This window comes from Niastella sp. sgz303648 (assembly GCF_059587045.1).
The window spans coordinates 542,891-567,438 of record NZ_JCAPSW010000003.1; the positions used below are offsets into that span (position 1 = coordinate 542,891).

General features: G+C 42.4%; 18 protein-coding genes. 14 read left to right on the forward strand and 4 right to left on the reverse strand.

The genetic code is table 11. The annotated features are described in order from the left end of the window. The first annotated feature begins 16 nt into the window (after window positions 1-16). The 10 genes from AC59IL_RS11180 (at window position 17) to rho (ending at window position 11,926) form a co-directional block, all read left to right on the forward strand. Window positions 17-460, forward strand: a complete 444-nt coding sequence (locus tag AC59IL_RS11180; RefSeq protein ID WP_496552204.1) for a hypothetical protein — start codon at window positions 17-19, stop codon at window positions 458-460. 109 nt (window positions 461-569) lie between these two features. Beyond that, window positions 570-1,154, forward strand: coding sequence for a penicillin-binding protein activator LpoB (locus AC59IL_RS11185; protein WP_496552205.1), 585 nt, complete (start codon window positions 570-572; stop codon window positions 1,152-1,154). A 35-nt stretch (window positions 1,155-1,189) separates the two neighbouring features. Further along, complete coding sequence (locus AC59IL_RS11190) at window positions 1,190-2,614, forward strand: COG3014 family protein (RefSeq protein WP_496552206.1); 1,425 nt, start codon at window positions 1,190-1,192, stop codon at window positions 2,612-2,614. 928 nt (window positions 2,615-3,542) lie between these two features. After that, window positions 3,543-3,899: a hypothetical protein gene (locus tag AC59IL_RS11195; RefSeq protein WP_496552207.1), complete on the forward strand. Its 357-nt coding sequence runs from the start codon at window positions 3,543-3,545 to the stop codon at window positions 3,897-3,899. 6 nt (window positions 3,900-3,905) lie between these two features. Then, window positions 3,906-4,316, forward strand: a complete 411-nt coding sequence (locus AC59IL_RS11200; protein ID WP_496552208.1) for a PadR family transcriptional regulator — start codon at window positions 3,906-3,908, stop codon at window positions 4,314-4,316. A gap of 26 nt (window positions 4,317-4,342) precedes the next feature. Beyond that, complete coding sequence (locus tag AC59IL_RS11205) at window positions 4,343-6,526, forward strand: PspC domain-containing protein (protein ID WP_496552209.1); 2,184 nt, start codon at window positions 4,343-4,345, stop codon at window positions 6,524-6,526. 329 nt (window positions 6,527-6,855) lie between these two features. Then, window positions 6,856-7,941: a glycine cleavage system aminomethyltransferase GcvT gene (gcvT, locus tag AC59IL_RS11210; RefSeq protein ID WP_496552210.1), complete on the forward strand. Its 1,086-nt coding sequence runs from the start codon at window positions 6,856-6,858 to the stop codon at window positions 7,939-7,941. Window positions 7,942-8,240: 299 nt separating this feature from the next. Next, complete coding sequence (locus AC59IL_RS11215) at window positions 8,241-8,723, forward strand: SRPBCC family protein (RefSeq protein WP_496552211.1); 483 nt, start codon at window positions 8,241-8,243, stop codon at window positions 8,721-8,723. A gap of 98 nt (window positions 8,724-8,821) precedes the next feature. Then, entirely contained in the window at window positions 8,822-9,574 is a 753-nt protein-coding gene (locus AC59IL_RS11220; protein ID WP_496552212.1) for a 2-phosphosulfolactate phosphatase, read from the forward strand. A gap of 663 nt (window positions 9,575-10,237) precedes the next feature. Continuing rightward, window positions 10,238-11,926 (forward strand): transcription termination factor Rho, encoded by a 1,689-nt coding sequence (rho, locus tag AC59IL_RS11225; RefSeq protein ID WP_496552213.1) that lies wholly within the window; start codon window positions 10,238-10,240, stop codon window positions 11,924-11,926. A 58-nt stretch (window positions 11,927-11,984) separates the two neighbouring features. On the opposite strand, the gene AC59IL_RS11230 is transcribed toward rho, so the two are convergent. Beyond that, window positions 11,985-12,686 carry a hypothetical protein gene (locus AC59IL_RS11230; RefSeq protein WP_496552214.1) on the reverse strand — a complete coding sequence of 234 codons (702 nt, stop codon included), beginning with the start codon at window positions 12,684-12,686 and terminating at the stop codon, window positions 11,985-11,987. 119 nt (window positions 12,687-12,805) lie between these two features. On the opposite strand from AC59IL_RS11230, the gene AC59IL_RS11235 reads away from it, so the two are divergent. Then, window positions 12,806-13,051, forward strand: a complete 246-nt coding sequence (locus AC59IL_RS11235) for a CBU_0592 family membrane protein (protein ID WP_496552215.1) — start codon at window positions 12,806-12,808, stop codon at window positions 13,049-13,051. 111 nt (window positions 13,052-13,162) lie between these two features. On the opposite strand, the gene AC59IL_RS11240 is transcribed toward AC59IL_RS11235, so the two are convergent. The 3 genes from AC59IL_RS11240 to AC59IL_RS11250 form a co-directional block, all read right to left on the reverse strand. Beyond that, entirely contained in the window at window positions 13,163-13,399 is a 237-nt protein-coding gene (locus AC59IL_RS11240; protein ID WP_496552216.1) for a 4a-hydroxytetrahydrobiopterin dehydratase, read from the reverse strand. A gap of 136 nt (window positions 13,400-13,535) precedes the next feature. After that, window positions 13,536-13,970 (reverse strand): IPExxxVDY family protein, encoded by a 435-nt coding sequence (locus tag AC59IL_RS11245; protein ID WP_496552217.1) that lies wholly within the window; start codon window positions 13,968-13,970, stop codon window positions 13,536-13,538. Between the two features lie 27 nt (window positions 13,971-13,997). After that, window positions 13,998-15,647 (reverse strand): M20/M25/M40 family metallo-hydrolase, encoded by a 1,650-nt coding sequence (locus tag AC59IL_RS11250; RefSeq protein WP_496552218.1) that lies wholly within the window; start codon window positions 15,645-15,647, stop codon window positions 13,998-14,000. 607 nt (window positions 15,648-16,254) lie between these two features. On the opposite strand from AC59IL_RS11250, the gene AC59IL_RS11255 reads away from it, so the two are divergent. From AC59IL_RS11255 to AC59IL_RS11265, 3 genes are all read left to right on the forward strand, one after another. Next, on the forward strand, window positions 16,255-20,028 hold the full coding sequence (locus AC59IL_RS11255) for an SNF2-related protein (protein ID WP_496552219.1): 3,774 nt from the start codon (window positions 16,255-16,257) through the stop codon (window positions 20,026-20,028). Between the two features lie 154 nt (window positions 20,029-20,182). Beyond that, on the forward strand, window positions 20,183-23,170 hold the full coding sequence (locus tag AC59IL_RS11260) for an outer membrane beta-barrel protein (protein ID WP_496552220.1): 2,988 nt from the start codon (window positions 20,183-20,185) through the stop codon (window positions 23,168-23,170). A gap of 636 nt (window positions 23,171-23,806) precedes the next feature. Then, complete coding sequence (locus AC59IL_RS11265) at window positions 23,807-24,352, forward strand: hypothetical protein (RefSeq protein ID WP_496552221.1); 546 nt, start codon at window positions 23,807-23,809, stop codon at window positions 24,350-24,352. Window positions 24,353-24,548 lie beyond the last annotated feature (196 nt).

Here is a 24,548-nt window from a genome sequence, read left to right on the forward strand (position 1 = left end):
TGCAAAAACCAATCAAATGAAAAGAAATGTACTTTATAACTTATTGTTATTGCCGCTGGCTATGCTTATAGCCACCTGGAGTATGTCGCAAACAGGGTTGGTTCAGGATCAAAATCCTAACTACCTCATCAGCGAAGCAAAATATACCCAAATGGCCGACTCGTTAAACAGTCTGCACGGAACTACACCTCAGGAAACCTATAAAGCCATCGACTGGCTGGCCGACCGCCGCGAAGCGCGCGAACAACGCCGGGCTTTCCGCCGCGAACTGCGCCTCGAAAGAGCCCGCTACGGCTGGTATTACAACGACTACAGTAATTATTACCCCGGTTACTACGGTAACTATAACTACTATTACCATCCCTATCATAATTACCACTATGGTTATGGATGGAGCCGGAATAACTACTGGAACCTGGTTCCGCTGGCAGCTTCTGTTGGCTGGTGGTTAACCCGTTAATAAAAATGCCTGTCAACATTCAGGAATGCACAATTGTATAATGTGCTACATAAATGCCAAAGTGCAAATACCATATTTCAAGTTATCATATCCCTTTAAAAGTATCACAATGAAAAAAATTTTCATCGCTGTTATGGCCCTGATGGTTATAACATTGGGTGCCTGTTCGCATAAAGTAACCCGTATTGATCCCGGTGAACAGGTTGATTTAAGTGGCCGCTGGAATAATACCGATTCACGCCTTGTTGCCGAAGAAATGATTCAAACAATTTTACGCGAAAAATGGGTGGGCGATCACCAGGAAGCGCATGGCGGACAAAAACCTGTAGTCATTGTTGGCTTCGTAACCAATAAAAGCCATGAGCATATCGAGGCCGAAACTTTTGTAAAAGATGTTGAATCGTCTTTTATTAAATCGGGCCGTGTAAGGCTGGTGCAGGGTGGCAAAAAAAGAGATGAACTGCGTGCCGAAAAAGCCGACCAGCAAACCAACGCATCTGTATCGAGCATGAAAAAATTTGGCCTTGAACAAGGCGCCGATTATATTCTGCAAGGTTCTATTAACTCCATCGTTGATTCGCAAAAACGCCGTAAAGTGGTGTATTATCAGGTTGATCTGGAGCTCACCAACATTCAAAGCAATGAAGTGGTTTGGATAGGTGATAAAAAGATAGCCAAATACGTGAAAAATTAATTTGTTCTATCTACCGTATCCGTAATATACCTGGCATGGCTTTATCATCACACCATATGATAAGGGCGATAGCTGTTGTGTTACTGATGTTCCTGTTGTTCTCCTGCGCAACGTATAATAATCGCATAGGTAACTATTACGAACAGGTTGTTAATAACCAATACGAAAAAGCCTTTACGTCGCTTGATCATAATAAGCTGTTGACACGCAAACGCAACCGCTTGTTATACCTGTTCGAAAAGGGGAAAATGGCGCATCTGCTCAAACAATACGACAGCAGCAACCTTTATTTTAACGAAGCAGATCTGTTTATCGAAGATGCACGCACTTCGGCTAAAGATGTGGCATTGGGTACTTTACTGAACCCTATGATGGAAACCTATAAAGGCGAAGATTTTGAAAAATTCATGGTGCATTATTACAAAGCCCTGAATTATCTGAGCCTGGGACAACCCAGCGAAGCAATGGTTGAAGCGCGCCGCATTTCACTAACCAGTTATGCGCAGCAGGATAAAACCGGCAATAGTGCCAACCGTTATTCGGATGATGCATTTTCGCAAATGCTGCAGGGCATTATTTATGAACAGAGCGGCGATATGAACAACGCTTTTATATCGTACCGCAGTGCAACCGATTTGTTTTTAAAGAACAACAAAACCTGGTATGGGGTAGGGCTGCCCGATCAGCTTAAAAAAGATGTATTGCGCACCGCTGCTGCCAATGGTTTTTTAGATGAAGTTCAACACTATTCGCAACTGCTTAATACCTCTCCGCAACCTGATCAAAAATCGCCGGGCGGTGAACTGATCATCTTCTGGGAAAACGGCCTGGCGCCAGTTAAGCAGGAACAGAACCTGGTATTTGCGCTTAATAAAGATGGGGTGGGGAATTTTATTTTTACCGATGAATCGGGTTCCGTGAATGTGCCTTTTATTTTCGATAATAACTTTAATAAGGATAATATAAAGGCCGAAGAACTGCGGTCGCTTCGTGTTGCGTTTCCCAAATATCTTGAACAGCCGCTGTTTTATACCAATGGATCTGTTTCGGTAAATAATACAACATACAATTTTGAAAACGCCGAAAACATCAATGACCTCGCGTTTGCCACGTTGAAAGAAAGATTTCTGAAAGAAATGACCAAAACGTTGAGCCGGCTGGCCATTAAAAAGCTGGCCGAAGTTGCGGCTCGTCCTAAAAGCGACGATAAGAATAAGAACGAAAAAGAGGCGATGGCCCTGGCCATTCAAATGTTTAGTTTGGCTTCGGAAAAGGCCGATACCCGAAACTGGCAAAGCCTGCCGCATACTATATTATATACCCGCATTCCTTTGCAAAAAGGCACCAATGAGGTGCAGCTGAACTTTTCGGCCGCGGGGCCAGGCCAAAACAAACCTGTTAAGTTGACCGTAGAAGGCAATGGTGGTTTGCAGGTGCAGAATATTTGCACGCTGCGGTAACCAGGCCCGCTTATTCTTTTACCTCCCTCTATAAATTTCTGATTTTGGGATTTTGAGATTTATTGATTTAAATCCCGAAATTCCAAAATTTCGAAATCTCAAAATCATTTAATCTGCATCTGGAATAAAACAACCATGAACTCTTCAATCTCATGGTTGAAGTGAGCGAGTTCACACGTGATCTCATAAACTTCATGGTTGATTGGTGCAATCTCATACATGAACCGTTCCATCTCATGGTTACATGGTTCAATTTCATACATGAACCGTTCCATCTCATGGTTACATGGTTCAATCTCATACATGAATCGTTCCATTTCATGGTTACCTGGTACAACTTCATACATGAACCGTTCCATCTCATGGTTACATGGTTCAATCTCATACATGAACCGTTTCATCTCATGGTTACATGGTTCAATTTCAAACATGAACCGTCACATCTCATGGTTACATGGTTCAACCTCATACATGAACCGTTCCATTTCATGGTTACCTGGTTCAATCTCATACATGAACCGTTTCATCTCATGGTTACATGGTTCAATTTCATACATAAACCGTTCACCATCATGGTTACTTTGTACACTCTCATACATGAGCCGTTCAACTCATGATTGATTGGTGCAATCTTATGACTAAACCGTTCCATCTTATGGTTGAAATCCCCAAATCTCAGAAATCCCGAAATCCGGAAATCTCAGTCGGCGCCGTTTACCCTCGTTTTTTAGCCGTTCATACAATCAATATTTATTCCCTATTAACCTGTCTTGATCCTAAGCTGTTGATAATTAGTGCTTTCTGGTAAAGCTCATTAGCAACTAATGAATATTACCATAATTAAAATGGTACTATGTGTTGCATAGTACTAAAATCCACCCTATATTTGTGTTGTGAAAGGGAATAAACAACCGGTTTCACAGTAGCCATGACAATTCAAATAAGTATAGCCATTTTACTTGCCCTGTTTGTTCTCGTAGGTGCAAAAAAGATGCACCGGCAAACAGGGCACCCCGCAGAGGTGGTGATTGTTGCAGGTAAACCATATACCTGGGTGGGCGCAAAAGATAATCGTGATACCTTAGTATTAATGGCGTCGGAACAAACTGCCAATAAAGTGATCATCAGGGGTGGTAGCAACAATGAAACTTTTGACAATATTTTCAGAGAAGTAGGTTTAGACCGTCTTATCGAAGAAGGTGAATCATTATCCGAAGAAGGAACATCAGCAAATAATTATATAACCAGAAATACCGAACAGACCGTATTGGTGTCTGTAAAATGAATAGCCATGAATATCGAGAACACCCAAAGTCAGATGCGGAAAGGGATACTGGAATTTTGCATTCTTTCTATCATTCGCCGCGGGGAAGCTTACCCGAGTGATATTGTGGATGAAATGAGAGGAGCAAATCTCCAGATCCTGGAGGGTACCCTTTACCCCCTGCTCACCCGGTTGAAAAATGCTGAAATGCTAACTTACCGATGGGTAGAAAGTAACTCGGGTCCTCCCCGCAAATACTTTTCGCTGACACCTAAAGGCGAAGAGTTTTTTAAAGAGCTTGAAACAACCTGGAACGAGCTGGCCAATGCGGTGAATACGCTGGCCAGTAAACGCGGATCGCTTGTTTCGAGTCCGGGCAACAATAGCTCGCCCGAAAGCACCGAATATCCTTCAGAAACAACCCAACCCAACAACTAAACTTCAACCAACAAATATTATTCACCATGAAAAAGGTCATAAATATAAATTTCCAGGGCAGGGTTATTCCAATAGAGGAAACTGCTTACGATATTTTAAAACAATATGTTGAAAGTTTACGAAGGTACTTTGCGAATGAAGATGGCCGTGATGAAATTATCAACGACATCGAAAGCCGCATTGCCGAATTGTTTTCTGAAAGATTGAAAAAAGGCAGCACCTGCATTACCGACGACGATGTACAGGCTGTAATTGCCAGTATGGGCCGTCCTGAAGATTTTGAAGAAGAGAGCGCCCAAACCACCTCTACCGGAGGGGGCATTGGGGCCGGCCCTCAGCAAAGCAGCTCTGCCGGTCAGCAACATTCGCAGCAATCACAAACCGGTTCGTCGTACGGCCCAGGCCGTGGCCGCCTGGTTCGCAATGCCGATGATAAAATTATTGCCGGTGTATGTAGCGGCCTTGCCAATTACTTTCACATCGATCCGGTGATTATGCGAATTATTTTTGTAGTGTTGCTGTTCACCGGTGGATCGGGCTTTTTAGTTTACCTTATTTTGTGGGTGGCAGTTCCTTCGCAATCGATTCAGTCGAACATCACCAAAAGATTGTACCGCAGTGCCGATGATAAAGTAATTGCAGGTGTATGCGGTGGTTTGGCTGCCTACTTCAACATCAGCACCTGGGTGCCGCGTTTAATATTTGCCCTTCCTTTGATCATAGGGTTGTTATCAGGATCATTTAACTGGTTCTGGGGCGATATGGACTTCTGGATCGGACCCAGAGTAGTAACCGGTTCATTAAGCAGCACCTTATTTGTAAGCTATATTGTTTTGTGGATTGCCCTGCCCGTAGCCGTTACAGCAGCTGAAAAATTAGAAATGCGGGGGGAGCGCGTTGATTTGAACTCAATACGTGATACCGTAAAAGGCGACCTCGAGAGTTTCAAATCAAAAGCTCAAAACTGGGGAAATGAAGTAAAACAAACTGCACAGCAATTTGGCGATAAAGCAAAACAATTTGGCCAGAGCGAACACATTAAAACCTTTACAACCGAAGCTTCGGCAACGGCACGTTCGGCAGGCGGTGGTTTGGCGCACATTATAGGCGTATTGTTCAAGGCATTCTTCCTGTTCATTGTTGGTGTAATGGCCCTGGCCCTGTTTGGTGTATTAATGGCGTTTTTGTTTGGCGGCGCCCCCTTGATGTCGTTTAAAGAATTTTTCCTTGATGGCTTCTGGCAAAATTCACTCGCCTGGTTAACCTTATTATTGTTCCTGGGCATACCAATAATTGCGCTGATAACCTGGTTAATTCGCCGCATTATGGGCGTACGCTCTAAAAACCATTACCTCGGTTATGTATTTGGCACCTTATGGTTTATTGGCATAGTAAGCGCTGCTTTGCTCGCTGGTTCAGTATTCCGCAATTTTAAATCGAGAAGTTTTGTTGAAGAAACCGTGCCCATTATACAACCCGCCAATGGAAAAATGTACATTGATGTTGCCAGCAATGATATTAACTATCGTTATTACAGCAACGACTGGTTCGAGTGGGACGGCGACGGCGACTGGCCTTTATACGGATCTAACCTCGATTCATTATTGCTCAACACCGTACGGGTAGATGTTGTAAAAAGCAACGACAACAATTTTCATGTAACAAAAGTGAAATTCAGCCGTGGTAATGATCAGGTTGTAGCCCGGAATCTTGCCGAAAAGATCAGCTTTCAAACAACACAAAACGATAGCATATTAATGTTGCCCAAAGGCTTCGCTATCAGCAAAATTGAAAAGTTCAGAAATCAGCAGGTGTTGATGATACTGCAGGTGCCGGTAGGTAAAAGGTTTTTCTTAGATCAAAGTGTTAAGCATTACAACTGGTTCGATGTTCGCTACAACCGCCGTGGTGGATTTGAAATTGATGATAACTGGAACCATACCTATTGGGTTGATTCGGGCATAGAATATATTATGACACCCGATGGACCAAAACAGGTATCGAAGCTTGATAAGGAAGCATTGAAAAGAGGAGAATATAAGGAAATGGAAAAAGACGAAGATAAAGAAGATGAAAACCGTGAAGAGAATCGCCACGACGATAAGCAAGCCGCACCCCAAAAAGATTCTTCTTCAGGTAAATACCGTTATCACAACAAGCCCGGCAATACAAAAGATACGACCACTGTAAAAAGCACCACCGCTGTATAATAGCATTTAGAGATTTTGGGATTTTGCGATTTCTGGATTTAAATCAAAAAAATCTCAAAATCCCAAAAATCCCAAAATCTCAGTAGTTCTTCCCCGCCGACCTGCTTACTGAATCCCGGCTTGCCGGGAGGAGGCAGCAGGCGGGGTTGAAGTTGGAACAACAGGGGCCCTTTCAAGGGCCCTTATTTTTAATATCGAATATCAAATGTTGAATGAAGAATGTTGAAATTAGAAAGCCGCTGACCGGCACCTTACTTCGAAAATCAACATTTAATATTCATTATTCGATATTTAATACTTTTGCGGCCAACAAAAACTACAAATTGAACATGAAAAACACTCCTTTCACGCAAAAGCACATTGCCCTGGGGGCTAAAATGGCCGAATTTGCCGGGTACAATATGCCTATATCCTATAGCGGCATTAACGACGAACATGCTTCGGTTCGCAATAATGCCGGCATATTTGATGTTAGCCACATGGGGGAGTTTATTTTGAAAGGAGAAAATGCGCTTGATCTTATTCAGCGCGTTACTTCTAACGATGCTTCGAAATTAACTGCCGGAAAAGCCCAATACAGCTGCCTGCCCAACGACCAGGGCGGTATTGTTGACGACCTGCTGGTTTACTGCCTCGAAGAAAACAAAGTATATATGCTGGTGGTAAATGCTTCAAATATTGAAAAAGACTGGAGCTGGATTTCGAAGCACAATACAAAGAATGTGGAAATGCATAACATTTCCGACAAAACCTGTTTACTGGCTATTCAGGGACCCAATGCCACCAAAATACTGCAGCCATTAACGGATATAGATATTCTTAATTTAAAGTACTACACATTTGCCAAAGGCAAATTCGCCGGGATCGATAATGTGGTGATCAGCGCCACAGGTTATACCGGCGCAGGAGGCATTGAGATTTATTTTGAAGATAAAGATGACAATGCCGAAAAAATATGGAATGCGATTTTTGAAATCGGTGGTCCGCTGGGACTGAAGCCTATTGGGCTTGGCGCCCGCGACACCCTTCGCCTTGAAATGGGATTTTGCCTGTACGGAAATGATATCGACGATACCACTTCCCCTTTGGAGGCCGGCCTTGGCTGGATCACCAAATTCACCAAAGATTTTACGGCCCGCCCCATTATTGAAAAACAAAAATCCGCCGGTGTTTCGCGCAAACTGGTTGGTTTTGAAATGATCGATAAAGGAATTCCCCGCCACCATTACGAAATAAAAGATGCAAGCGGTAATATGATTGGTTTTGTAACCTCGGGCACGCAGGCGCCCAGTTTGCAAAAAGCCATCGGAATGGGATATGTAAATACCAGCCATGCAGCACTGGATACTGAAATATATATCGCCGTGCGCGACAAGCAATTGAAAGCTAAAGTGGTTAAATTTCCTTTTGTATAACCCCCGTTTTAGTGAATGGTGAGTGGTGAGCGGTGAGTGGCAGGCTCAGTTGGAGACAGTATTTCAGTTACCCGGGCTCTATTCACCATTCACCACTCACCATTCACATTTTTCTTCGCAGTGTACAATCAGAGGACATATCCCCAAAGTAAGAATTTGCACCCCTAATGTTGAAGCCGTCAACCTGTATCTTGCGCCCGCAATCTGAATCATGAAACTTGCCCCGCTCTGGCGGTATAACCCTACTCTGGCTTACTTATTGCTGCTTTGGGCAAGCGTATCCTAAAAGATGTTTGTGTATGCCTATTATCCATTTAACAACCTTTATTGCCGCGCCAATTGAAAGAGTTTTTGATTTAAGCCGTAGTATTGAACTGCACAAAAAATCAATGTCTGATTACCGCGAAGAAGCGGTGGCAGGTACCACTATAGGATTGATAAAATTGAATGAAACTGTTACCTGGAAAGCAAAACACCTGATGAAAACCCGCGTTTTGCAGGTACAGATAACTGCCATGGAAAGACCCTTCTCTTTCACCGATGAAATGAAAAAAGGCGATTTCAAAAGCATGAAGCACGAACATCATTTCAAAGCCATCGACAATGGCACACTGATGATAGATGTTTTCGCTTACGAAACCCGCTACGGTGGTTTGGGAAGATTGATAAACAACCTGTATGTATTTCCCTATCTCGAAAAATTACTCGAGCAACGCAACCGCGTAATTAAAGAGTATGCCGAAAGCAGCAAGTGGCAGCATGTTCTTGACAATAAACAATAGGCAATAGACAATAAGCAAGTAAAAAACTGGCTACAATTTGCCGATAGCCAATTGGCAATTGTCTATTGATTTAATTACTTTTGCGGTTTATCTGAAATATGTCGAACAGCAAACCTACTCTATACACTTCTCCGTCTCCTGCGTTACTTGATTTATATGATCTTAATAACACAATTGTTGTGATCATTGATGTGTTCAGGGCCACTTCTACTATTGCTACCGCTTTATTCAATGGTGCCAAATGCATTATTCCGGTTGATAGTGTTGCCAAATGCATTGAACTGGGAAAAAAGATCGACGCCATTACTGCCGGCGAACGCGATGGCAAAATTGCCGAAGGCCTTGAGTACGGTAATTCGCCCTTTGAATATTCAAAAGAGTTTATTGGTGGAAAAACATTGGTATTAACAACAACCAATGGAACCAAATTGCTGCACATGGCCCTCGACCGCGGCGCCGGGCATATTATAACCGGTTCATTTCCCAATCTTTCTGCTGTTTGCGATTACCTCGTAAAACAGGGACAACCGGTACTGTTAGGTTGTGCGGCATGGAAAGACCGCGTAAATATGGAAGATATGTTGTTTGCCGGCGCTGTTATTAACCGCGTAAAGCAACAGTTTAGCATTAATTGCGATACTTCGGGCATAGCCGAAACGCTGTACCGCAATGCCAAAAGCGACATGTTTGGTTTTATAAAGGATCAGAATGCCACCCATTACCAGCGACTGATGGGCTTTGGGCTTGAAAAAGATATACGCTATTGCTTAACCCCCGATGTAGCCAATATTCTACCCTTTTATGAAGAAGGTAAACTGGTTGTGCATGACGACACAGCCGGTATATTTTAATTATTTTAAGAATATTTTAGTAAACACATTCGGCATATGCTCTGTTAGTACATATGGGCATTAAGACTGTTGTTTATTGCAATTAACTAAAGGTGCGGTTACCCACGCCCGGTGGTGTAAAAAGCCCGGGGGACTTGATTTTTAACAATATTCATCAACATCAGCCTGTTTTCCTGTTCATTTTGCTGCTGCAGCGATCGATTTGGAACAATTTCTTTTTAAAAGTGACCGTTAAAGGAAATTATGATTGTTATGTAAATAATTTCGTGATATTTGTGCTGCATTCACAACCATGGAATCGAATTTGCATATCCTACACAAAGCCTGATTGTAGATTTTTCAACGAAACAGAGCCGCAGCAGTAAGAAAAAATGGAAGAACGGAGGGGGAAGCAGGCAAAAAAGTAACCCATGAACCCTGATTTAATGTTGATCCGGGTTAAAAAGTGACAGAAAAGCGGGATAGGCCCCAAAAATTTTTGCTTTTTGTAAATTTGGCGTATTATTGTGATTGGAATAGGGCTGATAAGTCATACCCGATACTCACAAAGCTCATCAGTTTATCTCATTCCACGCATATAAACTCATTTCAATTTTTTTTCAAACGAATTTTCAACGAACAAGGTTTGCTCGTCTGATTAGGTGTTAACTCACAAGTTATTTTATGTATGACATTATGCAATTGAACGACATGCTCGTTCCAGAACTGTTAGATATTGCTGAACAGTTAAAAATACCCAATGCGAAAAAGTTAGATAAACTGGAACTCGTATATAAAATCCTCGATAGACAGGCTATTATGGCCAGTGCTACGAAAAACGGTACTTCTGATGATAAAGGTAAACGTAAACGCATTGTAAAAACCACTACAGCTAACGCTACTGAAGAGGCTGATGTAGTAAGCGGTGATGAAAAACCAGTTCGCAAAGAGCTGAAGAAAGAAGCGCCGAAAAAGAAAGTGGTTGAAAAACCTGCACCTGCGCGTAAGGGGCGTAAAAAACCAGAGCCTGAAGAAGAAGAGGAAGAGGAATCAACGCCCGTATTACCTCAATTAATGAATGAAGACAATGATGATGAAGATATTGCAGTAATTTCTTCACAGGATGATGAAGAAGAAGAGGAAGAAGATACAAATGAAGTAAATGTACAGGAAAATGAGCGCATTGCAGAGCCGATGCCTGTTGAACAACAGCATAAATCATATCCTCATCGTCGCGAAAGTGCCTTTAACATTGAATTTGACGGCGTTATTATGGCCGAGGGCGTATTGGAAATGATGCCCGATGGATATGGCTTCCTGCGTTCTTCCGACTACAACTATCTCTCTTCTCCCGATGATATTTATGTTTCTCCTTCACAGATCAAATTGTTTGGTTTAAAAACAGGCGACACCATTTACGGAGCTGTTCGTCCTCCCAAAGAAGGTGAAAAATATTTTGCACTGCTGAAAGTAGAAACCATCAATGGCAAACAACCCGAAGATGTACGTGACCGTGTGCCGTTCGATTACCTTACGCCACTGTTCCCATACGAAAAGTTAAACCTGTTTACTGTTCCCAATCAATATAGCACCCGTATCATGGACTTATTTACCCCCATTGGTAAAGGTCAACGCGGATTGATTGTTGCACAGCCTAAAACCGGTAAAACGGTATTACTGAAAGAAGTAGCCAATGCTATTGCCGCCAACCATCCTGAATGTTATTTGATGGTGGTACTGGTTGATGAACGTCCTGAGGAAGTTACCGATATGGAACGCAGCGTACGTGCCGAGGTAATTGCTTCTACCTTCGATGAACCTGCCGAAAAGCACGTTAAAGTGTCGACCATTGCTTTACAAAAGGCAAAACGCCTGGTAGAGTGCGGTCATGATGTTGTTATCTTACTTGACTCAATAACCCGTTTGGCCCGTGCGCACAATACAGTGGCGCCTGCATCGGGTAAAGTATTATCGGGTGGTGTTGAAGCCAACGCCATGCAAAAGCCCAAACAATTCTTTGGTGCTGCCCGTAAAATCGAGAACGGTGGTTCATTAACCATTCTTGCAACTGCATTGATCGATACAGGTTCAAAAATGGATGAAGTGATCTTTGAAGAGTTCAAAGGTACCGGTAACATGGAGTTACAGCTCGATCGCCGCCTGGCCAACAAGCGTGTATTCCCTGCTATTGACCTGGTAGCTTCTTCAACCCGTCGCGACGACCTGTTGCTCGAAAGAGATGTATTGCAACGCATGAACCTGTTGCGCGTATATTTAACCGATATGAATACCGAAGAAGCGATGAATGAATTGCTGAAACGGATGCGCGGTACAAAAGACAACTACGAGTTTCTGGCCAGCATGAACGGCTGACTGGGATCTGCTCCAAGACATAATAAAAAGCCATCACACAAGTGATGGTTTTTTTATGCTACTGCTGTACAATACCTTTCAACCGCTCATTTTTCCAGTAGCCCATAATTTGCCGGGCTGTAGTAGCATCGTGCAGTTCGTATAAATAAAAGGTTTTGGTGGGCACATGAAAACGCCATACTGCAGCTGTTTTTCCGTTAGGGCTGCCATTATCCTGTACGCCCATTAAAACAAGATTTTCGTTATCGAGCCATAATCCATCTTCTACCGAATTGCCGGGGCCCATAAACAACAGCCGTGTTTTTTTACCCGTTTTTCTATCGTATAAGCTTACTTCGGTATCGGGGCCAATTGAACTGCCTATCCAACGACCTTTTTTATCTTTCCTTATATCTACATTATAACTATCCAGGTCGATGAAATAAGAACTGTCGGGCGAGTATTTTAAAAAGCGGCCATAAGCTTCATAATACTTTTTATCGGGCTTGTAGGGCATTGTTAGCAGCGAATCGTCTGTCCAGGTGTTTGTCATCCTGAATTTACTCCAGTCGAACTGCTTTGCCCGTTGTTTGGCGTAGGTCGAAAAACCGGTGGTATTAAATGTATCGATGGTTTCAACAGCAAAAGCTGTATCGATGATTGGCGATTCAATTGAATCTGTTGTTGTGGTTTCGCCGGGCGCTTTTTTATCGCTGCCCGTACAGGAAGCCAGAACAACAGATGCAGTTATAGTGAGGTAAATCAGGTGCTTACGTTTCATATTTAATAGTTTAAGGTAGAGCGAATACAAAGCACAAAGGCATAGAGGTATAAATGCAACGAGGCTCCCCAACCAAGAACATAGAACATAAAACTTATAACTTACAACTACCTTTAGTCATGCATTTAGCTTTTAATGACTGGATAGGGTTTACCGGTGTTTTTATTTTATTACTTGCATACTTACTGAACCTGGCCGGCAAAATTTCAAAAGACGGCCTGCTGTATATTCTTTTAAATATTGCCGGCGCCGGTTTGGCTTGTCTCGCTTCATACCTTATACACTACCTGCCGTTTGTGTTGCTCGAAGCAACCTGGACGCTGGTATCTCTGGCGGCATTGGTGAGGTTTTGGCGCAGGGTGTAATGCTGAGCGTAGTCGAAGCGTTATTCTGCGCCCCTGAGCGCAGTCGAAGGGGCCTTTCGTATTCGATCCTTCGACTGCGCTCAGGATCTTAAATGCATCCTTCGACTACGCTCAGGACTTCACCAGCGCATCAATTTTCTTTGCCAGTTGCCGGTCTTTATCGGTAACAACGTTGCCGGCGCTGTGGGTATTTAACCAGATCTCCACGGTGTTCCAAACATTCGTCCATAACGGATGATGGTCCATTTTTTCGGCTTCCAGCGCCACACGTGTCATAAAAGCAAATGCCTCGGAAAAGTTTTTAAATTCAAACTTCCGGTATAGTTTATCGTTTTCTTCTTTCCACATATGATTAGTTTATGGTTTCTGGTTTATTGTTTTTGGTTGCTCCGCGATTTATAGTCTCTAATACGTTTTAACCTATTAACCTGTTAACTTTTCAACTCCCTTCAACATTCTACATTCGATATTCAACATTCAATATTTAAAAAATCAGGTGTCCTTTATTCTTTATCTTCTCATTCGTTAGTTCCATTACTAACTGCACACCCGAAATCGACTTTACCGATTCCATGATCTGATGCAGAAATGCATCGGGAACGGTATCGCCCTTCATCAGCCATAAAAAGTCAAGATGCCTGAATTCGGGCAACAGGTATTCGCCGTCAAATTGATTATTATATAAATAATGTACCAGGCTATCTACGGGTTCGCGGTATTCAAACACAGAGAAATAGTAGCGGCGGTTTTTTTTGAACAGCTGAATTTCTATATCGTTGTTAATACGAAAATCAAAGTGTAGTAAATGGTTCAGGTTCCAGCTAAACTGGTAACTCTTCAGAGGTGCCACAATACCGATCAGTCGGGTATTGTCGAAAAAATCATTGGCCAGATCATCCAGGTCGAGCTTAAGTTTCATGCCGCTATATTGGCGCAAAGGTATAGCTTAAAATTGAACGTCGCTTTGCTTCGTCTCTTCGCCTCTTTTGTACTTAACCGTTGTTTTATCGCCTTTATTGAACTTCGATAGCGCCTGCATATAGGTTTCGAGCGAAGTAGTATCGTAACTGCCCAGTTGTACAATTATGTCCCCGGTTTGAATACCGGCTTTTTGGGCCGGTCTTCCATCGCTAACGCCATCTACCCGAACGCCGGTACCCGAAAAAGTATAATCGGGCATAATGCCTAAGGTTACATTGAAGCGGGCGGTTGTGCCCGACGATGTTTCACGGGTTTTTTGAAACGCCAGTTTGCCTTTATCGTTGGTTGCATCAATAAGGCTTTCGATATATTTTATCAAAATGGCTTCGCCGGTATAATTGATCTTGTTGTAATCATCGGTAGGCTTATGGTAATCGCTGTGCAAACCGGTAAAGAAAAACAACACAGGTATGCTCTTTAAATAAAACGACGTATGATCACTGGGGCCGGTGCCGCTTGAGTCGAATTTAATATTGAAATATTTTTGTTTGCTGAGTGTAGTAAATACATTGCCCCAGGAAGGTGAAGTGCCATATCCGCCAACGGTGATCGATTTTGTAGTATCGTTCAAACGTCCAACCATATCCATATTAACCATATAGTTTACCGATTGCAGGTTAATGGTAGGATGCTCGGTAAAATATTTTGAACCAAACAAGCCAAGCTCTTCGCCCGAAAAGGCAATAAATGCATAGTTGTTGTTCTTGTCTTTCGACAGCTTTAATATCCTGGCCAGTTCAATCAAAGCGGCTGTTCCGCTTGCGTTGTCATCGGCTCCGTTGTGTATCAGGTGTTCACCGGTGCGAAGCAGAGAATTTCCATCTTCCCCATAACCGAGGTGATCGTAATGCGCGCCGATAATGATCGTACTGGCGGAACCGTTATTAATAAAACCGATAACATTATTGCCGGTTCTTTTTTTATCGCCTATAGAAGTTTTTAAACGAATATCGAGCGTGGCCGATTCATCGGAAAGATACTGCTGGCGTGCTTTTGCGGTAAGGTAAATAACCGGAATAACAACCGGGCGCGAATTGTCTTTACCGTCGAACTGCAGGTGATCGGTTATTGCTGAACTGTTATAAACAAATAAAGCGGTGGCGCCTTTTTCGGCAGCTTTGCCTGCAATGGTTTTTATGGCTTCGGTAAGATCAAAATGCGGGTTTTCTTTGTTTTCTTCTATAATGTCTTTCAGATCATCGAACCAGGGAACGCCTTTTTCTTTTAATGCAGGAGAAACAGCTGCTTCGATGCTTGAATTGGGACTAAACACAAAAGGGAAAAATTCGTCATGTAACTTCAGTTCACGATCGTTTATGTACAACAGTGTAGAAGTGCCTATTTGCTTTCCATCGTATATTTCAAATGGCTGAAACCAGCCCTGTTCGCCCTTAGGCTCAAGACCGGCTTTTTGAAATTGGGTGCTGATGTATTCGCGGGCCAGTTTTTCTCCGTTAGTGCCGGCTCTTCTGCCTTCCAGCTTATCATCTGCCAGATACATAATATGCGTCTGCAGGTTGGTAATCACGGCCTTATCGGCTTTTTTCAATTTCTGGGCAACCGAAGAAAAGGATGCGAACAACAGAACAATCAATAAACGCAAAAACAGGTTCATTGTACTAAATTTTCAGGCTTAGGTGCAAACAAAGGTATAATTAGACAAAGCCTATACCAATAATTGTTTAAAACAGCCATGTTGTAGCTGGTAGACGCAAAAGCACACCGGAAGGATGCAGCAACGCGGGTTTCATCGAATACCCGAAAATTTTAAGCCATTAAAAAGGTTAGAATTAACAATTTATTCTAAAAGGCGGTTTTTAGAATGGGAATGCTATTTAAACAGGTAAATGAATTTGTGTAAGCTATGCGCATTTCTGATGTGTAAACGAACAAAAACAGCTTTATTGTGGCTGATCGTTAATTGTTTATAAAGCAAATAAGCAGGAAATATATGCGCACAAACACGGTATATTAATTTTGGTTTAGATTGGTTTTTTCTTTATTACCTCACATTTTTTCCTTTACTTTTGCAGATTGCCCTTTTTTGAACAGTTGGTCCCGGAAGATCCGGGAGCAGTGGGCAGTTCGCAGTTAACTGTTGATTTTTTAGACAGCCTGAGTATTGGAAACCTGTTAAAAGTGTAGGTTTTCAACTGCAAACTGTTATCTTGAAATTGAACCCGACAACCCTCAATTAGGGATTAGGAAATTTAAAATACAGCATGGCACTACCTCATCTTATTAAGTATGTGTATACCAATGGAACTGACGAAGTGATCCGTAGGGGAAAAAAGATACACGCCATTGGGTATGTAGAACTGGTGGATTATGATGAACTTCTTGACTCTGTAACTTTTAGAGTAAAAGACGACAGCTACAGCACTTACTATAAAGTTAACATACAAAAGTTTAAGGATGCACGCAGCTTATCGGTTCGCTGTGCATGCCCTTATAATTTAGGCGATATCTGCCGCCACGAAGCAGCTGCCCTTATTCAGCTGCAGGAAATGCTGGATAAAAATATGCTGAAGACCGAAGAGGTAGACTACGATCAGAAGCATACCGTAGTGAAGATGAAGTTTATTGACCTGAAAACATTACGGTTGTTATGTTCGCCCGATACCTATTCCGAAGCAGAAAAATACCTTCGTACACAACGTGCCGATATTGAATATGCGCAGGATGAAGCGGTAAAAGCCACGGTAACTATCGATGGCACTCCATGGAAAGTAGTGATACGCAAAAACGAAGAAAGGAATTTTGATACCAGTTGCAATTACGAAGACCGCCAGCATCCGCTGTGTTTACCAAAAGTGATCGTGTTTTTGCAACTGCTGAATGCTTACGGTCCCTATTATTTCGACAGCATACGCAACTGGGATAAAGAAAAAAATAAACTGCTCGAAGCCTATGGTTACCAGTTAAGCGATAACCTCGATGGCAAATTTGAATTCACTTATAAAGACGGCAAACCTTTTTTACGCGTATTGGACTCGTCGATAAAGCGTATTAGTCCGCAGGATGCCAAGGCCCGCCCCAGGCCTGTAATGGCCGAAGTACCGGCTGCAACAGACGCTGCCGAAACCGTTATAGAAGAACCCGAAAAAAATAAGTTTTTACATCGGGTAGGCGTAGTGTTCAATTTTAATCATGATAATTACCCGGGATTTTCAGTAGATGCCATAAGTGGCGAAATAAATGAAGAAGCCACACAGTTCACCGGTAAGATAGAAAAGCTCGACCTCGGAAAGTTTGTTAACATTGATACCTATAGCGATACCGATAAGCAAATGATTCCGCAGCTGCGAAAAATGCAGGATAGCGAAGTAACAAAATACCTTAACCGCAATTCGCCGTTCAGCGGTATCTGGGAAAATATCATTCATCATGAAGAAGATGATTTGCCTGAAGAAACCAAGGCATTGATGGTTGAATACCTTCATCCCAAACTAAAAAAGTTATTTGCCGATATAGCATCCAGTCCGTTTGTGTTTTTCCTGAATGGCAAAAAGCCATTCAAAACCGAACACCTGCATACTGCCGGCATTGTTACCGATTACATTACTCCCTATTTTAAAGTAATAGCCGGAAAAAATAATTATGAAGTTGAATGTTGGGTAAAGCTGAATGGCCAGCATGTGCCGGTTAACGATAACACCATCAACAGCAGCCTGCTTTTCTTTTACAACGATAATTTGTTTTTGTGGGATAAGGCCGAAGATGTAAGCCTCGTTACACAATTTCATGCAAAAGGAAAGCTGGTGTACAGCAAGGCCGACTGGCCCGAACAGTTGCGCAAAATAATATTACCGCTTACCAAAGATTATCATGTTGAGTTTGATGGAACGCTGGTGAGCGAAGTAAAAGACGGCGATCCTGAAAAACGTGTTGTATTGCAGGAAAAGGGCGATTACCTGGTATTTCAGCCTTTTTTCTCTTATAAAGGCTTTGAAACAAAACCTGGTGGCAAAGATGAGCTGGTGATACCCGATTCGGAAAAAGTAATAATCGTTCACCGGAATAAAGAAAAAGAACTGCAGTTTATAAAGAAGCTCGAAGCGCTGCACTCAGGGTTCATCAGACCCGAAGGTGGGCAACAGCTGGCTTTAAAAGGCAGCGATGTATTAAAGAATAACTGGTTCTTTTTGTTTGTTGATGCGATGAAGGAATTGAAGATACCGGTGTTTGGCTTTGATGCATTGAAAAACTTCAGGTTCAATACCGCTCGTCCGCAAACAAAAATTCATATCAGCAGCAATACCGACTGGTTCGATGCGCGCGTGGATATTGTGTTCGGCGATCAGAAAGTAACCATTGCCGATGTTAAAAAAGCACTGGCCAACCGTCAGCAGTTTGTACAACTGAACGACGGTACGCTGGGTATTTTACCCGAAGAATGGATTAAAAAATACTCGCTGTTGTTTAGGGTTGGTGAGGGTAAACAAAATCAGTTGCGCCTTAGCAAATACCACATGAGCGTAATTGATGAGCTGTACGACAACCGCAGTGAAGAAGAGCTGGTATTGAAGCTCGAAGAAAAATACGAGCAGCTGAAAAGCTTTAACAAGATTAAGGAAATTCCGGTTCCCGAGCACCTGCAGCATATATTGCGTCCGTACCAGGAGCATGGTTATCACTGGCTGCATTACCTTAGCGAAATAGGCTGGGGAGGTATACTGGCCGATGATATGGGTTTGGGTAAAACCGTTCAGGCTTTATCGTACCTGCAATATTACCGAACAACCCATGGTAAATTACGCGCACTGGTGGTATGCCCCACCACACTGATGTTTAACTGGGAAAATGAAATTAAAAAATTCACGCCCTCACTTACTTACTATATTCATCATGGTGGCGAAAGAACAAGAGGCAAGGAACAGTTTATGAATGCCGAAATTATTATTACCACCTACGGTACCTTACGCAGCGATATAAAACTGTTGGTTGAAGTACCATTCGATTATATAGTGCTCGATGAATCGCAGGCCATTAAAAACCCAACCAGTAAGGTTACCAAGGCTGCCTGCCTGCTGAACTCGAAAAACCGCATATGCTTAAGTGGTACGCCGCTGCAGAACAATACCTTCGACATATTTGCGCAAATGAACTTCCTGAACCCCGGTATGCTTGGAAGTGTTGAGTTTTTCCGTCAGGAATTTGCTATTCCCATTGATAAATTTGGTGAAGCCGATCGCAAAGACCATTTGCGGAAATTATTATTTCCTTTCATTTTGCGCCGTACGAAGGAACAGGTGGCTAAAGATCTGCCCGATAAAATTGAAACCATTCTGTTTTGCGAAATGGAAAGCGAGCAACAGGCTATTTACGACGCCTATCGCAACGATTTTCGCGATAAGATCATGGGCACCATCGAGCAGCAGGGTATTCAGCGTTCGCAACTGACCATCTTACAGGGTTTGATGAAACTGCGCCAGATATGCGACTCGCCCGCTATCCTGAACGAAACGGAAAAATTTCCCAATCACTCTATAAAGCTCGAAGAATTAGGCCGTGAAATAACAGAGGGTGTAAGCAATCATAAGGCGCTCGTGTTTTCACAGTTCCTCGGTATGCTGGCGTTGATAAAAGAAAAATTAAAAGAGCTGGAAGTTGATTTTGAATATTTCGACGGAAGCACTTCGGCTATAGATAGGGAAAAAGCCATACAACGTTTTCAGAACGACGAAAACTGCCGCGTATTCTTAATTTCGCTCAAAGCCGGTGGTGTGGGTCTGAACCTTACAGCTGCCGACTATGTATACATCGTTGACCCCTGGTGGAACCCTGCCGTAGAGCAACAGGCTATTGACCGTACGCACCGTATTGGTCAAACAAAGAACATATTTGCCTATCGTATGATTTGTAAAGACACAATTGAAGACAAGATACTTTCACTACAGGATAAGAAGCGCATGCTCGCCAAAGATTTGATCACCGATGATGAAGGATTTGTAAAATCGTTGACGAGGGAGGATGTGGAATACCTGTTTAGTTAATCCTGAAGGAGTCCAACCAACATTTTTATTTCCCCGTTACACATTGACTGTCAACTCATCCCCGGGTTGAACTTTTACAGGCTTTGTGTGTTTACACAAGTTTACCGGCAGGGTAACGTCTAAGTTTTATATTGCTAACGTTCATTTACCATACATGAAAAGGATATTTACCCTGCTTATTTTATTATTTGCTTTTGCTACCGCTGGTTTTGCCCAAAAACGAATTTCAGGTACTATACAGGGTAAACTAACCGACACGCTGTTTAAAGATAATCTTGCCGATGCCACCATAACCGTTTTGCATGCAACCGATTCTGCGGTTGTTACGTATACACTGGCCAATGCCAAAGGCGAATTTCAGATTAATAACATCGATGCCGGTACCTACCGCCTGATGATCACCTATCAGGGTTATGCTCCCAGATACAAAAGATTTACTATATCTGCCGATACCACCAATATACAGCTGGGTACCATTTATATGAATAAGAAAGATGTGCTGCTGCAGGAGGTGATTGTAGAAGCTCCACCCATACAGGTTAAAAAAGATACCGTTGAATACAGGGCCGATGCCTTTAAAACAAAACCCAATTCAACAGCCGAAGACCTGTTAAAAAAATTACCCGGCGTGCAGGTCGACAAAGATGGTAACGTAAAAGCGCAGGGTGAGGATATTCAAAAAGTATATGTTGACGGTAAAGAGTTTTTTGGTACCGACCCCAAGCTGGCTACCAGAAATATTACTGCCGATATGATTGAATCGGTGCAGGTGTTCGACGATATGAGCGATCAGGCAAAGTTTACGCGTATCGACGATGGCAGCCGCTCCAAAACGCTTAACATTAAATTAAAGAAAGATAAACGCAAAGGCTACTTCGGCCGCTTTATTGCCGGTGCCGGCGATAACGATCGCTACCAGGCCAGCGCCATGTTTAACCGCTTCGACAACGATCGCCGCATTTCGATTTTGGCCGGTTCAAATAATCTGAACAAACAAAGCTTTTCGTTTAACGACATAGTAAGTACCATGGGCGGTTATGGATCACGTGGTAACGGTGGCGGAGGCGGTGGATTCGGAGGTGGAGGTGGTGGCGGAGGAAACCGTGGTGGGGGCGGTGGCCGCGGCGGACAGGGATCATCGGGCTTTAGCAGTTTTGGCAGCAGCAATACCGGTATAACACAGGCTACCAATGCCGGTATAAATTATACCGATAAATTGGGCAGTAAAATTGATTTAACCGCCAGCTACTTTTTTTCGAACAGCGAAAACAAAAAACAACAGCAAAGCTTAACGCAGCAATCATGGGACGATTCGCTGGTATTACGCAACGAAGACATGAGCTCCGTGACCAAAAACCTGAACCACCGGTTTAATTTGCGCATGGAGTATTTTATCGACTCCAATAACTCGTTACTGTATACGCCCAACCTGGTGATACAACATTCCGATTCTTATAGTTACGATACATTATTCACCCGTTCGGTTAAAGGAAGTCAGGATTACCTGGCCAACGAAGGCAAAAGCATCAACAGCAATACGCGTGATGGCATTACTTTGAATAATAACTTATTGTACCGCAGACGATTTTTAAAAACAGGCCGTACGTTAACCGTAGGCTGGAGCAACAGCATCAACAACAGCGATGGTAATGGCACCACACAATCGCCATTGCGTTTTTATAATATACAGGGTAATTTGTCAAGCACCACCAACCAGGATATTAAAACAACGCAAAATACAAAGTCAACAAGCAATGTTATAAGCACTTCGTATACCGAACCGATAGACAATAATAAGATCCTTGAATTTAATTACGCATACACCAACAAGCAAACTACCAGCGACCGCGATGCGTATAATTATAGCCCCGTTTCGCTCAAATACGATTCATTAAACCGGGCGCAAACCAATTATTTCGAAAACGCCTTTATTGCCCATCGTGCAGGAGCCAACTTTCGTGTACAAAATAAACTGTATAATTTTCAGTTGGGCGCTGCCGTTGAATTTTCTGAACTCGATAATCACAGCTTTCGTGCTTTAACAGGAAAGGATAGCACTATTAAACAGAATTTTGTGAATTTCTTTCCTACCGCCAGTTTTAATTATTCATTCACCCGTTCAAAGAATTTGCGCATATATTACCGGGGACGAACCAATCAACCTACCATATCACAATTGCAGGATGCGCCCGACCCCTCAAACATATTACAGGTTACCAATGGTAATCCGTCGCTTAAGCAGGAGTTTGCCAATAATATTAATCTTTTGTACAACAGTTTTAATGCTACCACTTTTAAATTTTTGTCGGTTAACATTACGCTGAGCAATACACAAAATAAAATTGTGAACAGCGTTGACAGTTTACCGGTTGCATTAAGAAATAAGCTGGGCATCGACAGTTCGGTGCAGGGCGGGCAATATATTGTGCCAGTGAACCTCAATGGTACCTTCAGCACTTCATCGTTTATTACATTGGGTTTGCCTCTGCAGGGAAGATTAAAGGGAAGCAGCTTTAATTTCAATAACTCTATAACCTACAATCGCGATATCAGTTTAATTAATAAGAAACAAAACGTAACCAACACTTTTGTTGTTACCCAAACGGCTGGTATTAATTTCAATCTTCTAAAAGAAACCCTGATACTGGGATTGAATGGAAGCGTAGCCTATAATAAGGTTTCCTATTCGGTACAATCTAATCTAAACGATGAATACTATACGCAAACCTATTCGGCCGATATCAGTTATACTTTTTTGAAGAGCCTCGTATTTTCGACCGACTTTGATTACTATATAAATACAGGCCGTGCCAATGGATATAACCAAAGCATTCCTTTGTGGAATACAAGTTTGGCCTACCAGTTATTTAAAAAGAAGAATGGCGAGCTGAAGTTTTCGGTAAACGACCTGTTGAACCAGAACCAAAGCATTTCACGCACAGTAAGTGAAAACTATATTCAGGATACGCGCTCAACTGTATTGAAGCGTTATTTCATGCTCACCTTTACCTACAACCTTAACCGGGTAGGTAATAACCAGCGCCGGCAGGGTATGCCCAATATGCCCCGCAACATGGAACGGCAAATGGAACGGCAAATGGGTAACATGCCTCCGGGTGGTATGCCTCCCGGCGGTCAGTAAAATAAACTGTTGTGCCAAATTGCTGAAGGGTGGGTCGCTTTTACAAGGTGGTTCACCCTTCAGCATTTTTGCTTTTATAGGTATTGTATCTGTGTTAATCCGTGTAATCCGGGGCAACCTTTTTTCGGCGTAGCGAAGGAAATCCATGGCAACTTTTTGTCCTGAGCGTAGTCGAAGGATCGGTATTTCGCATTCTGAGCGTAGTCGAAGAATACTTTTCCCTGCAACAAAAAAAATCCCCGCTTCTTGAAGCGGGGTATAGCACATACTATTGTGGTTTCAGAGGTAAGTGCTAAGCGTTATAGTTAGTAAGTACTTTCTATTAGTGAAATCTTTTTCTTGTATAGGAGGTAGCGCTGATCGGAGAATTGCCGAGCATAACAACTGCTAACAAACTTTTAACAAATCGAACGATGTTTGAAGAAGGGCGGTAGATGGTTTTGTGGATCTTCGCACGGTGTACATCGTAATACATAGGATTTTTTTCCATTGGTATTGAATTATTAATGAGTGAATAACAGACCTTCCGGTATAACGCTGGCAGTTACTTTTTTATTGTGTTTCAATGAATTTAGTACATTCCCTATTCAGATGCAAACAGTAATTCATTAATTTTCCATTTTAAACCCCCATTCTATGACCAAGGTAATTTGGTTGTTACTGTTTACATGTTTAACCCTAACAACAACTGCACAAGGAGTTTTTAGCAATAAAACGAATGCTGCATTAAAAAAAGTTATTGAAGACTATCCAAACCACTTCAGCAACATTAAAGGCGATCGCATTTCTGCCATTGATCTGGCAGTTAACTATAAATCGAAAGTAGTTATTCCGGGATCGGTAAACTGCACGCTTACCAGTAAAGATGATGCATATAGCTGGAACTGCGAATTGTTTTCATCGCCCGATTTTGAAAAGGCAAAAAGCAAATACAGCGACCTGTTCAACGAAATTCACAACACCATCATAAAGCTCGAAGGCGAAAAACCCGTAATTCTTAATGGCCAATACGAAACGCCTGAAAAGGAAAGAAAACAAAGCAGCATCTTCTTTCATTTTCTGCCCAATACCGGTATCATTCAAAAGCTGAATGTTGAATTGCAGTTGCAGTCAGAAGGCGGTGAATGGAAGATTAACCTGCACGTGTATGAGGTTCCCTCTAATATGAAATCACAAGCTTAAATAAGTCAGAAAAGTCCGAAAATCGCAAAGGCTGAAAGTCCGAAAGAAGTGTCAAACCACGGTCTGCTTCTTACGGTCTTACGGACTTTCCGACTTAATTATTAACCTTCATTAACATTAAAGCAACCCTGCTTAACCTTATTTGCCATGGGCTAAGAATATTTTCGTAATCGGTTTACGATTACCAAAATATTAC

What these genes read in the sequence shown, in the direction of transcription:
- AC59IL_RS11180 (WP_496552204.1), top strand. Translation starts at nt 17, where the DNA reads ATGAAAAGAAATGTACTTTATAACTTATTGTTATTGCCGCTGGCTATG.
- AC59IL_RS11185 (WP_496552205.1), top strand. Translation starts at nt 570, where the DNA reads ATGAAAAAAATTTTCATCGCTGTTATGGCCCTGATGGTTATAACATTG.
- AC59IL_RS11190 (WP_496552206.1), top strand. Translation starts at nt 1,190, where the DNA reads ATGGCTTTATCATCACACCATATGATAAGGGCGATAGCTGTTGTGTTA.
- AC59IL_RS11195 (WP_496552207.1), top strand. Translation starts at nt 3,543, where the DNA reads ATGACAATTCAAATAAGTATAGCCATTTTACTTGCCCTGTTTGTTCTC.
- AC59IL_RS11200 (WP_496552208.1), top strand. Translation starts at nt 3,906, where the DNA reads ATGAATATCGAGAACACCCAAAGTCAGATGCGGAAAGGGATACTGGAA.
- AC59IL_RS11205 (WP_496552209.1), top strand. Translation starts at nt 4,343, where the DNA reads ATGAAAAAGGTCATAAATATAAATTTCCAGGGCAGGGTTATTCCAATA.
- gcvT (WP_496552210.1), top strand. Translation starts at nt 6,856, where the DNA reads ATGAAAAACACTCCTTTCACGCAAAAGCACATTGCCCTGGGGGCTAAA.
- AC59IL_RS11215 (WP_496552211.1), top strand. Translation starts at nt 8,241, where the DNA reads ATGCCTATTATCCATTTAACAACCTTTATTGCCGCGCCAATTGAAAGA.
- AC59IL_RS11220 (WP_496552212.1), top strand. Translation starts at nt 8,822, where the DNA reads ATGTCGAACAGCAAACCTACTCTATACACTTCTCCGTCTCCTGCGTTA.
- rho (WP_496552213.1), top strand. Translation starts at nt 10,238, where the DNA reads ATGTATGACATTATGCAATTGAACGACATGCTCGTTCCAGAACTGTTA.
- AC59IL_RS11230 (WP_496552214.1), bottom strand. Translation starts at nt 12,686, where the DNA reads ATGAAACGTAAGCACCTGATTTACCTCACTATAACTGCATCTGTTGTT.
- AC59IL_RS11235 (WP_496552215.1), top strand. Translation starts at nt 12,806, where the DNA reads ATGCATTTAGCTTTTAATGACTGGATAGGGTTTACCGGTGTTTTTATT.
- AC59IL_RS11240 (WP_496552216.1), bottom strand. Translation starts at nt 13,399, where the DNA reads ATGTGGAAAGAAGAAAACGATAAACTATACCGGAAGTTTGAATTTAAA.
- AC59IL_RS11245 (WP_496552217.1), bottom strand. Translation starts at nt 13,970, where the DNA reads ATGAAACTTAAGCTCGACCTGGATGATCTGGCCAATGATTTTTTCGAC.
- AC59IL_RS11250 (WP_496552218.1), bottom strand. Translation starts at nt 15,647, where the DNA reads ATGAACCTGTTTTTGCGTTTATTGATTGTTCTGTTGTTCGCATCCTTT.
- AC59IL_RS11255 (WP_496552219.1), top strand. Translation starts at nt 16,255, where the DNA reads ATGGCACTACCTCATCTTATTAAGTATGTGTATACCAATGGAACTGAC.
- AC59IL_RS11260 (WP_496552220.1), top strand. Translation starts at nt 20,183, where the DNA reads ATGAAAAGGATATTTACCCTGCTTATTTTATTATTTGCTTTTGCTACC.
- AC59IL_RS11265 (WP_496552221.1), top strand. Translation starts at nt 23,807, where the DNA reads ATGACCAAGGTAATTTGGTTGTTACTGTTTACATGTTTAACCCTAACA.